At 46.0% G+C, this 11,971-nt stretch carries 10 protein-coding genes and 3 pseudogenes; 5 read left to right on the top strand and 8 right to left on the bottom strand.

The window, feature by feature from the left end; all coding sequences use genetic code 11:
• The first annotated feature begins 133 nt into the window (after positions 1–133).
• From ntrB to QUB63_RS03070, 3 genes are all read left to right on the top strand, one after another.
• Complete coding sequence (ntrB, locus tag QUB63_RS03060; protein WP_332943330.1) at positions 134–979, top strand: nitrate ABC transporter permease; 846 nt, start codon at positions 134–136, stop codon at positions 977–979.
• A 291-nt stretch (positions 980–1,270) separates the two neighbouring features.
• The gene (locus QUB63_RS03065; protein WP_332943331.1) at positions 1,271–3,271 is read left to right on the top strand and encodes an ABC transporter ATP-binding/substrate-binding protein; all 2,001 of its coding nucleotides are present in this window, start codon (positions 1,271–1,273) and stop codon (positions 3,269–3,271) included.
• A gap of 354 nt (positions 3,272–3,625) precedes the next feature.
• A complete protein-coding gene (locus tag QUB63_RS03070; RefSeq protein WP_332943332.1) occupies positions 3,626–4,471 on the top strand; it encodes a nitrate ABC transporter ATP-binding protein in 846 nt (281 codons plus the stop codon).
• Between the two features lie 488 nt (positions 4,472–4,959).
• On the opposite strand, the gene QUB63_RS03075 is transcribed toward QUB63_RS03070, so the two are convergent.
• The 6 genes and pseudogenes from QUB63_RS03075 to QUB63_RS03100 form a co-directional block, all read right to left on the bottom strand.
• Positions 4,960–6,792 carry a leucine-rich repeat domain-containing protein gene (locus QUB63_RS03075; protein ID WP_332943334.1) on the bottom strand — a complete coding sequence of 611 codons (1,833 nt, stop codon included), beginning with the start codon at positions 6,790–6,792 and terminating at the stop codon, positions 4,960–4,962.
• Between the two features lie 39 nt (positions 6,793–6,831).
• Positions 6,832–7,896, bottom strand: a pseudogene (locus QUB63_RS34970) (DUF6745 domain-containing protein).
• Between the two features lie 120 nt (positions 7,897–8,016).
• Positions 8,017–8,547 (bottom strand): annotated as a pseudogene (locus tag QUB63_RS34975) (leucine-rich repeat domain-containing protein); the annotation flags it as partial.
• A gap of 61 nt (positions 8,548–8,608) precedes the next feature.
• Positions 8,609–8,860: pseudogene (locus QUB63_RS03090) on the bottom strand (DUF6745 domain-containing protein); the annotation flags it as partial.
• Positions 8,829–9,062: a hypothetical protein gene (locus QUB63_RS03095; protein WP_332943338.1), complete on the bottom strand. Its 234-nt coding sequence runs from the start codon at positions 9,060–9,062 to the stop codon at positions 8,829–8,831. The gene QUB63_RS03095 and the pseudogene QUB63_RS03090, both read right to left, overlap by 32 nt.
• Positions 9,049–9,342, bottom strand: a complete 294-nt coding sequence (locus QUB63_RS03100) for a hypothetical protein (RefSeq protein WP_293251470.1) — start codon at positions 9,340–9,342, stop codon at positions 9,049–9,051. Before QUB63_RS03100 ends, QUB63_RS03095 begins: the two co-directional genes overlap by 14 nt.
• 20 nt (positions 9,343–9,362) lie before the next feature.
• Between QUB63_RS03100 and QUB63_RS03105 the strand changes: the two genes are divergently transcribed.
• Positions 9,363–9,584: a hypothetical protein gene (locus QUB63_RS03105; RefSeq protein WP_332943339.1), complete on the top strand. Its 222-nt coding sequence runs from the start codon at positions 9,363–9,365 to the stop codon at positions 9,582–9,584.
• A gap of 186 nt (positions 9,585–9,770) precedes the next feature.
• Complete coding sequence (locus tag QUB63_RS03110) at positions 9,771–9,977, top strand: DUF6887 family protein (RefSeq protein WP_332943341.1); 207 nt, start codon at positions 9,771–9,773, stop codon at positions 9,975–9,977.
• A gap of 168 nt (positions 9,978–10,145) precedes the next feature.
• On the opposite strand, the gene QUB63_RS03115 is transcribed toward QUB63_RS03110, so the two are convergent.
• Both QUB63_RS03115 and QUB63_RS03120 read right to left on the bottom strand, forming a co-directional pair.
• On the bottom strand, positions 10,146–10,403 hold the full coding sequence (locus QUB63_RS03115; RefSeq protein WP_332943342.1) for a hypothetical protein: 258 nt from the start codon (positions 10,401–10,403) through the stop codon (positions 10,146–10,148).
• A gap of 18 nt (positions 10,404–10,421) precedes the next feature.
• On the bottom strand, positions 10,422–11,971 hold a 1,550-nt coding region (locus QUB63_RS03120), incomplete at its 5' end, for a leucine-rich repeat domain-containing protein (protein WP_332943343.1).

Raw genomic sequence — 11,971 nt, forward strand, 5'->3', positions numbered from 1 at the left:
ACAGGCTTGCGATTTAAACCTCGTTCTAAAAACAATCCGCTTCCGTGGGGATGCGAGACCATTGTTAGTTGGTAAAAGCTTCGCATAACTTAAGTCTCGAAAAAAAACAGCAGAAACATAGGAGATTAGCAAGATGGCTGTCAGCACGAATCGGAGAGGGGGAGTCGATGCCCAAGGAGCGCTGGGCGAGTTTTGGAAGAAGAATTCCAAAAATATATTGCCGCCAATTTTAGGAATTTTAGGGTTTCTGTTAGTTTGGCAATTCCTGTCGAGTTCTGGAATCATCAAGTTGCCGGGGCCGATCAGCGTTTGGACTGACGAACGGACGCGGATCTTGTTGTTATATCCTTTTATGAACTCCAAAACCTACGGAGTCGGCTTGTTTTGGCAGACTTTGGCGAGTTTGGAACGGGTGGCGAAAGGCTACACTCTCGCGGCCCTTGTGGGTATTAGCCTCGGGGTGGTCGTAGGTACGAATCCCTTCTTGAACAAGGCTTTAGACCCGATTTTCCAGTTTTTGCGGATGGTGGCGCCTCTGGCTTGGGTGCCCATCGCCCTGGCTGCACTGCAACAAAACGAACCTGCTGCTTTGTTCGTAATTTTCATTACCTCTGTTTGGCCGATTTTGATCAACACGGCTGAAGGTGTCCGTCAAATTCCTGACGATTACAACAACGTAGCGAAAGTGCTGCAACTTTCTCGGAAGGAATACTACCTCAATATTTTGTTCCCGTCGGCGCTGCCTTATATCTTTACCGGATTGAGAATTGCGATCGGTTTGGCTTGGCTGGCGATTATTGCAGCGGAAATTGTGATGTCGGGGATTACGGGTATTGGCTTCTTTATTTGGAACGCTTACCAGCAAAACTACATCAGCGAAATTCTATTAGCGGTGTTCTACATTGGGGCTGTTGGTTTGATGCTCGATCGCCTGATGGCATGGTTGCAGCAAAAAATTGCTCCACCTCAAGGCAAATAACAACAGTTGACAGTTGACAGTTGACAGTTGACAGTTAATAGTTGAGAAAAGTCGATCGTTGACAACAGTTGAGAGTTGATAAGAGTTAACAGGTTCCTTTCGCTGTGCCTGGTAACGAGTTAAACGAGTAGCAGAACTTCAGTCCTCAGCTTTTTAAGAGGACTGAAGTCCGAACGATCGAACGAATATTATTATTGCAGTTGGGCGATCGGCATAATACAAAAGCTAACGGTCAACAGTCAACAATAATCAAAAAATCAAGGACAAACCTACAAAAAAGGCAAGAAAACCATGTCAGTTTTGATTGCGGTAGAACAAGTCGGAAAAACATTTAATTTAACAGACGGCGGCACATACATAGCCCTCAAAGGCATCGACTTAGAAATTAAAAAAGGAGAATTTATCTCCTTAATCGGACACTCCGGCTGCGGCAAATCTACTCTACTCAATATGGTCGCAGGTTTGGATCTGCCGACAGAAGGATTGGTGACGATCGACGGACAAAGAATCAGCCAGCCCGGCCCCGATCGCATGGTAGTATTCCAAAACTATTCGCTGCTACCTTGGCGGACAGTTAGAGAAAACATTACCCTAGCCGTAGACTCAGTAATGAACGGGTTAGGCAAAGCCGAGCGCCTCGAAATCATCCAAAAACACATCGACATGGTGGGCTTGACGCCCCACGCCGAGAAGCAACCCGCACTGCTGTCGGGCGGACAAAAACAGCGCGTCGCGATCGCCCGCGCTTTGGCTTTGCGCCCCAAACTGTTACTCTTGGACGAACCCTTCGGCGCGTTGGACGCTTTGACTCGCGGCAACTTGCAAGAAAAGTTGATGGAAATCTGCCAAGAGTACGAAATTAGCGCCCTGATGGTAACGCACGACGTAGACGAAGCAGTGCTGCTGAGCGATCGCATCGTCATGCTCACCAACGGCCCAGAATCGAAGATTGGCGGCATTCTCGAAGTAGACATCCCCCGCCCCCGCGTGCGCATGGAAGTAGTCACGCACCCCAGCTACTACGCCCTGCGCAGCGAAATGATTTACTTCCTCAACCAGCAGAAGCGGGTGAAAAAACTGCGGGCGCGGAAAGTACCCGCGATCGCCCGCCACGGCCTAGAAAAAGTCAACCTCGAACTCGGCTTTATCCCCCTCGCAGCCTGCGCTCCCCTAGCAGTCGCCAAAGAAAAAGGCTTATTTGCCAAACACGGCCTGGATGAAGTGCATCTCGTGCGCGAAACAAGCTGGCGCGGCATCGTAGACGGCATCGCCGCCGGATACTTAGACGCAGCCCAAATGCCCTCTGGGATGGCGGCGTGGTTGAGCTTGGGAGGCCACCAAGAGAAGCCCGTACCAACCGTTACAGCCCTCACCCTGAGCCGCAACGGCAACGGAATTACCCTGGCCCGCCGCTTCTACGACCAAGGGATATACACTCTGGCAGATTTCAAAGAAATGCTGCACAGAACCCCCGCCCAAACTCACCGCATGGGCATCGTTCACCCCTCATCGATGCACAACCTGCTGCTGCGCTACTGGCTGGCTTCCGGCGGCATTGACCCCGATCGCGATGTTTTGCTAAAAAACATCCCTCCAGCCCAGATGATTGTGGACTTGCAAGGCGGGACGATTGACGGTTTCTGCGTGGGCGAACCTTGGAACTTGCGCGCATCCATGGAAGGAGTCGGCTTTACCGTGGCTACAGATTTGGAACTGTGGCCCGGACACCCGGCAAAAATTCTGGGAGTTCGGGAAGATTGGGCGAATGCTTACCCCAACACTCACATTGCTCTGGTGAAAGCTTTGCTAGAAGCTTGCCACTATTGCAGCGATCCGGCTCACGCTCAAGAAGTTTCCGAAATTGTGGCGGGACGGGAGTACGTCGCCACTGACAAGAGTTACATCCAAATTGGCGATCCCAAATCTACTGCTTGCAATCTGGATACTCCGATGCGGGAATACGCCCACCACTTGTTCGCCGGCGACGGGGTGAACCGCCCCAGCCGTACCGAACAGTTGTGGCACATGGTGCAGATGGCGCGCTGGGGCGATACTGTCTTCCCCCGCAACTGGGTAGAAATTCTGGAACGGGTGGTGCGAGTAGGCCCCTTCAGTACCGCAGCACGGGAGCTGGGAATGTCTGATATTACTTACACTCGGGGTTCTCTCCGCTTGTTTGACGGCTCGGTGTTTAATGCTGAAGATCCGATCGGCTATCTCAACAATCTAGCGATTAAACGCGATTACACGATGGCTGAAGTGATTCTGGATTCGGGCCGCCGAGTTGCTTAGGATCTGTCTTTGTCCGCCCCCGCCGGTGGACGACTTTCCACCGGCCCAAGAGCTAATGGTGCTCTGCGAGTTTTGAGGTATCAAAAGGTGAAAAAATTGCTTAGTTCTCGATCGCCCCTGTCCGAGACTTACCAACTCAGAAGTCAGACAAGAGGAATCAGAAATCAAAGTGATTGATTGCATTGTTGAGAGTGAAGCGGCACAATTATATAATTGATGCAAAAGTCTTGCAATTTAAACTCAATACTCAAAATATACAGGGAACTCGCAAATCGACAGTCTCGACTCGCAGCTCACCATTCAAAACTCCATTATTTGCTATCGCTAATCACCTACTAACGGCTTCTCAAACCCATGATTAATACTGCTGTCAACCAGACAAACACCAAAACCCAGATCCAGCAACCGCACGATCGCCGCCAGCCTTTTTTGGTGATGGACAACGTTTATAAAGTATATCCAAACGGTTACAGGGCATTAGAAAACATTAACTTGACCGTAGCTGAGGGAGAGTTTATTACTCTGATCGGACACTCGGGCTGCGGCAAATCCACACTGTTAAATATGGTGTCGGGTTTTAGCCATCCCAGCGAGGGCACCGTGTCGATTAACGGGCAGCGGATCGTGAAGCCGGGCCCCGATCGCATGGTAGTGTTTCAGGGTTACGCTTTGCTGCCTTGGCGGACGGTGTTTGAAAATGTTTACATTGCCGTTAACGCTGTATTTCCCGAGAAGTCGAAAGTCGAAAAAAATGCGATCGTCAAAGAGCATTTGGCAATGGTGGGACTGACAGAAGCTGCTGAGAAAAGACCTCCGCAAATTTCCGGGGGTATGAAACAGCGGGTGTCGATTGCCCGCGCTTTGGCAATTCGCCCGCAGGTGCTAATTTTGGACGAACCCTTTGGTGCTCTCGACGCAATTACCAAGGAAGAATTGCAGGAAGAGTTGCTGAAAATCTGGAACGATCACCGCTGTACGGTGTTGATGATTACTCACGATATTGACGAAGCGCTGTTTTTGGCCGATCGGCTCGTGATGATGACCAACGGCCCGTCAGCGACAATTGGCGAGGTTTTGGAGATTCCTTTCCCGCGTCCGCGCGATCGGGTGCAAATGATGGAAGATCCCGAATACTACAACCTGCGGAACTACGCCCTAGACTTCCTCTTCCGCCGCTTCGCTCACGATCACGACGCTTAAACCGTTTGGGATTGGGGATTTAACAGGGAAAAGCGGGCAAATTAAAGCTCCAGCATTTCCCGAATTTCAGGGGAACATCGCTGCGCGCGAAATTTTCCGTCAGGCGATCGGGTAAACTGGAGCTTAATTGTTGGGGATAAATTTTTCCGTGAGATTCGGATCTTTTTCTCAACTTTTACGTCTATCGGCTAAGAGACCCGATTGCCTAGCTGTCGGTAAGCTGGCATGAATTTAGCCCACCTTTGACTGAAGGCGGGCTTCTTTCTTATGTTATTAACAGTTTTTGCTAGATACATGGTTTGTGCAGTCCACCATTTTAACTGGCACAGGGCCAATGTTGATTAGAGTTTTATGGATTATGGTTGTGGCCAAGATAGCAGTTTTCTGTAGGGAAACGGCACTCCCGTATCCGGCGCGGGCCTTGGGCAACTGTTAACAATTGGTCTAAGATTGATGATTGTAGCCAGACTTTTTTAAATTGGTATTACTCAAGTTTGCACGGAAAACTCTTCTGAGTCAATGTCCCAATTTACCCAGCGAATTGCCTGTTGTGCTGATGCTACATTTGGCGGCACTCGCAAAGCGTGAATGTGTCCCGTGCTCGGACAAGTCATTTTTAACAAATAAACTGGCTTTGCATTACCCTCCCGATCAAAATCATCGTTAAACTCGATGCTTAACAGCGTGTATTCCTGCCAACTATCTAATTCTGTCACCGCTAATTCTTGACAAATGCGATCGTAACCAATTCTCTGAATTAACAATCGACGCAGTTCGGCATTTGTTTCCGATAAAATCCATTGTGCTTGCCACAAATTAGGGTGTACTTTTCCGTATTGTTCGGGTAATTTAACGCCGTGGTGAAAGTATAAACTGTAGCCGTCAGCAAACTCGATCGCGGGTTCTCCTTCAGCGTGCGGCCGGTTTTCGCTGTCAAAGCGAAGGTGAATGGGGCGATCGCAAATTACGCAAATTTTCTCAAACGGCAATATCCAACCGCAATGCTCTAACAACTGTTTCTTGCAGCGAAGTAGTTCTTGTGCTTTCTGGTCGAGAGTGACACCCAATTTAGAAATAAAAAATTCAGTCACATGGATTTCCTTCAGCAGATTGGTAGGGGTTAGTGGCTCTCGATAGTTAGGATATGAGAAAAAATTAGCTCCCAGCCATTCTCGGTAATTTTTTACCAATTCATCAAATTCTGCCAGGAGTATTCCATCGCTATCCGGCTCTAATATCCTTATGTTCTGCACGCAATTCCACAATATCATAGCCGACGCTCCTGCGTCCACCGCTTGAAATAATTCCTCCAAAAATGACTTAGGATAACTTAAATTTTTACCCGCTCTTCTCAATGTTTCATTCAGAGCCGACTCTTCTGCGTCCAACTCTTGAAATAATTCCTCCCACAAGGAATTAGCAGAATCTAAATTTTTACCCGTTTTTTCCAATATTTCATAGTGCGATATATTGTAATTCTTGAGTGGTTTGAGGAGTATTTGTGAAGCTACCTGCGGGCTGCTACAAACAATAACTTTTGGTGCTTGTAGACCAATAGCTGCATATATTTTTTTCACGGCTTCTGTAGCTTTTTCAGAATCAATTGGGGCCGTCTTGAGCGTCAGGTACTTCTGTTTAAGTTCCCCCGACAGATTTAAGTCGGTAATTGGGTTGTTGTAGAGATAAATTTCGGGTCCGTTGGTGAGTGCCGACAGCGGAATGATATCGGTAATTTGATTGCTGGAGAGAATCAGTCTGGTCAGGTTGGTGAGTCTTGAAACCGGAGTGATGTCGGTAATTTGATTGTTGTGGAGATTCAGTATCAAGATATTGGTGAGTGCCGACAGCCCAGTGATGTCGGTAATTTGATTGTTGGCGATATACAGTCTGGTCAGATTGGTAAGTGCCGACAGCCCAGTGATGTCGGTAATTTGATTGTTGTTGAGATACAGCCTTCTCAGGTTGATTAGTGCTGACAGCCCAGTGATATCGGTAATTGAATTGCTTTCGAGATGCAGGCTTGTCAGGTTGGTGAGTCCCGACAGCCCACTTATGTCGGTAATTTTATTTATTTCGAGATGCAGTCTGGTCAGGTTGGTAAATCCCGATACCGGAGTTATGTCGGTAATTTGATTGGAGGGGAGATGCAGTTCAGTAAGGTTTGAAAGTACCTGCTCAGCTTCATTGCAGTCAGAAGTGCCAGCCTGTTTTAACAGCACTTCAACTGTATGCCTTGCCGATTCTGAAAGACTATCTTTGTGCCGGCACCAGTCGGCAAAGCGGGTGAAATTAATTGGTTGGTTTGCTTGTTGTGCTGGCATAAGTAAATTCAGACTCAAGTTTGGTAAAATTTCAGTAATTCATGTTTGCACGGAAAACTCCTCTGAGTCAATGTCCCAATTTACCCAACGAATTGCCTCTTTAGCAGATTCTACATCAGGCGGCACTCTCAAAGCGTGAATAAATCCCGTGCTCGGACAGGTCATTTTTAACAAATAAATAGGTTATTTTTCAGGAGGATTACCATCGCCACCGAAATAAACAGGATCGAAAAAAGTAGGGTCGAAATCATCAGGATCGAAGCCATCAATATCAGCATCAATTCTGAGCAGCGTGTATTCTTTCCAGCAATCTAATTCTGTGGCTTGCAATTCACGGGCTATTCTAGCATAACCAATTCCGTGAATTAATACTCGCCTTAATTCAGCATTCTTTTCCTCTAAAAGCCAGGTCGCTTGCCACTGATTGGGGTGAATTTGTCCGTATTTTTCGGGCAGGGTTACGCCGTGGTAGGAATATATTTTGTAACCATTGGCATATTCAAGTGCGCTTTCGCCTTCGGCGTGAAGACGGTACTCGCTATCGAGGCGAATTTGGCAAGGGCGCGAACACACAATGCAGATATCGTCTAATAGAAACATCCAACCGCATTCTGCCAAAAGCTGGTTCAGACAGTCAACAACTTTCTGTACCTCTGGTTGGAGAACAATACCCAAGCCAGAAACACATAATTCATAATGAGCGAGAGCCTGAAACATATATTTCGGAGTAATTATGTTCCCAGTGTAAAATTCTGCTTCCAATTTTTGTTCTAGCAGTTCCTCCCATATCATTAACTCCGGAAGTTGCTCCAAAAAGTCGGTAAGTTGCTGGGTAAATTCTTCGATCAAGTTAAAGGGTGGCAGCTTATCTTGTATCAGTTTTTTAAGTAGATAAGTCTTATTCTGATTCGATCTGTTATGTGTTTTTACTTCTGCAATCCATTCGTTGGGATTACTACAAAAAACTATTTCTGGGGCTTTTAAACCCATGGCTAAATAGGCAGTTTTAACGGCGGTAGCGACTTGAGTATGATTTATTGGTTTGGTAGATTTGAAAAGACTTTCCCACTTTTGACTGTATGCTTGGACGAGAGTATTCTGCACAAGTGTAAAGTCTACACTTAGATTATTCAATTTAGTCAGAGATTGCAGGGGTGTGAGGTCTGATATTTGATTGTTGTACAGATGCAGTACAGTCAATTTAGTCAGAGATTGCAGCGGTGTGATGTCTGACATTTGATTTTTGTGTAGATACAGCGCAGTCAAATTAGTCAGAGATTGCAGGGGTGTAATGTCTGATATTTGATTGTTGCCCAGAGTCAGAGTAATCAACTTCGTGAGAGATTGCAGGGGCGTAATGTCTGATATTTGATTTTTGTACAGATTTAGATGAATCAAATTGGTCAAAAATTGCAGGGGTGCGAGGTTTGATATTTGATTGTCCTCTAGACACAAGACTCTTAAATAAGTCAGAGATTGTAGGGGAGCGAGGTTTGATATTTGATTGCTGTATATATTTAGATCGGTCAAATTAGTCAGAGATTGGAGGGGTGTAATATCTGATATTTGATTGTTGTAAAGACTCAGATTATTCCTACTAGAGAGTATCCGGTTTGCTTCATTGATATCAGAAGTGCCAGTTTTATATAACAAGACCTCAACTGTATGTCTTGCTGCTGGTGAAAGGCTATTTTTGTGCAAGCACCAGTCGGCAAAGCTGGTGAATTCTGCGGGATTTGGTTGTTGTTCTGACATAAAATTGTGGGAAATTACTAGGAGAATATGACACGACTTATTAAACAGGGTTAGGGGAGTTTCAAGTTTGCACGTTAAATTCTTCGGGTGCAATATCCCAATTTACCCAGCGAATTGCCTCGCGGGCGGATGCCACATCAGGAGGCACTCGCAGCGCATGAACGAACCCCGTACTCGGACAGGTCATTTTTAACAAAAAAACTGGTAATGGCATCCCATCGGCGTCGAAATCGTCCTCAAAATCCATTTTTAACAGGGTATATTCCTGCCAAGAATCTAATTCAGTGGCTGCTAGTTCTTGACAAATTCGATCGCACAAAATGATATCCAATGCTGTGAATGCCGTAGCGAAGCGGGGCTCCATCCATCGCCCTATAACCCACTTTAATGGTTTCTGCAGCTTGCGATCGCTCGATCGGACAAATGGAAAGCGATCTCGCCCTCCACTTGTCGCGATAAACTGGAATCTGAGCTTCTTGTGCTGGCGTGAGTTTTTTAACCTTAGTCTGCGACATACCTCCAGCCTTGGGGTTCGTATTCGCGCTGAATCCGCACCATCCAATTACCTTCAGGAATTGCAATAGCTTTGTGTTCTTCGTGACTCAATAAAGCTGTCGGCGAAAGCACTCGCAAGTACAAAGTACCGTCTTTTTCGTAAAGTTCAGCTTGTCCCTCAATAATCTGGTGAGAATGTCCGGTGACTTCACCTTCGGCGAGGGTGAGGTGAGGTTTTTTGTCGCCTTGGATTTGCGGTACGGGGGTGAGAATTACGTCGCCTTGTCGGATGGGTTTCATAGGTTTTTTCTAATTTTTGTGTGCTGGTTAGCCTTGGACGGACGGGCGGTCAGAAACCGGGTTTTTTACAAAAATACTCGATTAGAGCCTTTAATCTCGATAAAAAACGCGGTTTCTTTGATGTTGATGCGTCCGAGACTGGTAGTGTCGATCGATCTTTTCTACCACCATTTTATACTACATTGGTAATACAGGCACGTCAAGGGTGGCGATCGATGTTCCATAAATCTTTGCTGTACTGATAGGCGTTAGGTTCGAGGGTGAAAGTGCGATCCTCTTCGAGGGCTTCGCTAACGGCAAGAGAAATGCTATAATAGATGCCTGTTTCGAGAAAGTCGCCTGGGTGGGGGCGGGTTTATAGATATTGTCGGTGTGAATGAAAGATTGTTGGTGAAACCCGCCCCTACATGAATTACGGTTAATTTACAATGAGCCAAGTAGATTGTACAGGAATGGGCGATCGAGAATTGAAGCGTTATTTCCTGGAAAATCGCGGGGATAAAGCAGCACTGCAAGCCTACTCAGACAGGCGGAAAGGGCGATCGAATTCAATCATCACGAAAGTGGGAGATCCGGATTTCGATACTAAGATTCAGGCAGCCATTCGCCAGCAAATGAAAGAATACAAAAGTTAGTCTTCAGTCCGCGCAGGCGGACATAGTTTGTATAGATGCGGTTTCAACCGCCGACTTTTATCAAGGAATTTAATCTTCAGTCTTTTAGAGAGGGACATTGTTTGTGTAGGCCGGGTTTCAACCGCCGACTCTTATCTTATCAACGAGGTTTCTAACTTCCCCAAAACTTCAAGTTTGCACGGAAAACTCCTGATAATCGACATCCCAATTCACCCAACGAATCGCTTCCCTTGCAGATTGCATATCGGGCGGAACCCGCAAAGCGTGAATGAATCCGGTGCTGGGAAAAGTCATTTTTAACAAGTAAATTGGCTCTTTTTCATCTGGCTCGAAGCCGTCAATATCAGCATCAATTCTTAGCAGCGTGTATTCTTGGTAGGGGTAGCCCCCCGTGGCTACCCACTTATCTAATTCTGTGGCTTGCAATTCACGGGCTATTCTGCCCTAACCAATTCCATGAATTAACACTCGCCTTAATTCGGCATTTTCTTCTTCTAAAATCCAGGTAGATTCCCACTGATTGGGGTGAATTTGTCCGTATTTTTCGGGCAAGGTGACGCCGTGGTAGGAGTAGAGTTTGTAGCCGTCGCTAAATTCCAGTGCAGGTTCCCCTTCTGCGTGCAGTCGGTGTTCGCTGTCGAGGCAGAGTTTGGTTGGGCGATCGCAAACTAAGCAAACTTTGTCAAACGCAAAAATCCAGCCGCATTCAACTAAAAGCTGCTGCAAGCATTCAAAGGCTTTTTGTGCAGCCGGGTTGAGAACAATTCTAAGTACAGAGACACAGAAGTCAGCCACGCAGATTTTATCCCACAGGTATGCCCGATCAACGATCGACGTTGAGTTGTCCCTACAGTCGTCCCAAAAATCACGTTCCAATTTTTGTCTGAGCTGCCGCTCCCATTCTATTAATTGTGGCAAATACGAACTACTATATCTTATTAAGTTAAACGGCCTATATGCCGATTCTAGCTGTTCGTAAATAAGCTGGAAAAAAGCTGTTTTTGGCTGTGGTAGATCCCTTGTTAGTGCGAAATAATACAAGCACAAAAAAATTATATACCTAAACGGCAGACAGGCTGGTTCTAGCTGTTTGTAAATACGCTGAAAAAAAATATTTTTATTAGTGGGAGATTTCAATTTTTTTAACTGTGTTATGGCGGAGTGGGGACTAGAACAAAAAATAATTTTTGGGCAAGTCTTGCCGAGAGCTGCGTAGGCAAATTCGATCGCTGCTGTGGCACGGGTGCGATCGACTGGATCTGTAGAATTGGCGATCGCTGTCCACAGAGATTGCAGGGGTGTTAGGTCTGATATTTGATTGTAGGGCAGATTCAGATTAGTCAAATTGGTCAGAGATTGCAGGGGTGTTAGGTCTGATATTTGATTGTTGTCCAGCAGATTCAGATTAGTCAGATTGGTCAGAGATTTCAGGGGTGTTAAGTCTGATATTTGATTGTTGTCCAGCAGATTCAGATTAGTCAGATTGGTCAGAGATTTCAGGGGTGTTAAGTCTGATATTTGATTGTGGGACAGATTCAGATTAGCCAAATAGGTCAGAGATTGCAGGAGTCTTAAGTATGATATTTGATTGTGGGACAGATTCAGATAAGTCAAAATGGTCAGAGATTTCAGGGGTGTTAGGTCTGATATTTGATTATTTTCCAGATTCAGATTAGTCAAACTGGTCAGAGATTGCAGGGGTATTAAGTCTGATATTTGATTGTGGGACAGATTTAGATAAGTCAAACTGGTCAGAGATTGCAGGGGTATTAAGTCTGATATTTGATTGTGGGACAGATTCAGATAAGTCAAACGGGTCAGAGATTTGAGGGGTGTTAGGTCTGATATTGAATTGTTTTCCAGATTCAGCTCTGTCAAATTGGTCAGAGATTGCAGGGGTGTTAGGTCTGATATTTGATTGTTTTCCAGATTCAGCTCTGTCAAATTGGTCAGAGATTGCAGGGGTGTTAGGTCTGATATTTGATTGTTTTCCA

The sequence above is a fragment of the Microcoleus sp. ARI1-B5 genome (assembly GCF_036705795.1).
Classification (GTDB): Bacteria; Cyanobacteriota; Cyanobacteriia; order Cyanobacteriales; family Microcoleaceae; genus Microcoleus.

What these genes read in the sequence shown, in the direction of transcription:
- QUB63_RS03065 (WP_332943331.1), top strand. Translation starts at nt 1,271, where the DNA reads ATGTCAGTTTTGATTGCGGTAGAACAAGTCGGAAAAACATTTAATTTA.
- QUB63_RS03100 (WP_293251470.1), bottom strand. Translation starts at nt 9,342, where the DNA reads ATGAAACCCATCCGACAAGGCGACGTAATTCTCACCCCCGTACCGCAA.
- QUB63_RS03070 (WP_332943332.1), top strand. Translation starts at nt 3,626, where the DNA reads ATGATTAATACTGCTGTCAACCAGACAAACACCAAAACCCAGATCCAG.
- ntrB (WP_332943330.1), top strand. Translation starts at nt 134, where the DNA reads ATGGCTGTCAGCACGAATCGGAGAGGGGGAGTCGATGCCCAAGGAGCG.
- QUB63_RS03075 (WP_332943334.1), bottom strand. Translation starts at nt 6,792, where the DNA reads ATGCCAGCACAACAAGCAAACCAACCAATTAATTTCACCCGCTTTGCC.
- QUB63_RS03110 (WP_332943341.1), top strand. Translation starts at nt 9,771, where the DNA reads ATGAGCCAAGTAGATTGTACAGGAATGGGCGATCGAGAATTGAAGCGT.
- QUB63_RS03095 (WP_332943338.1), bottom strand. Translation starts at nt 9,062, where the DNA reads ATGTCGCAGACTAAGGTTAAAAAACTCACGCCAGCACAAGAAGCTCAG.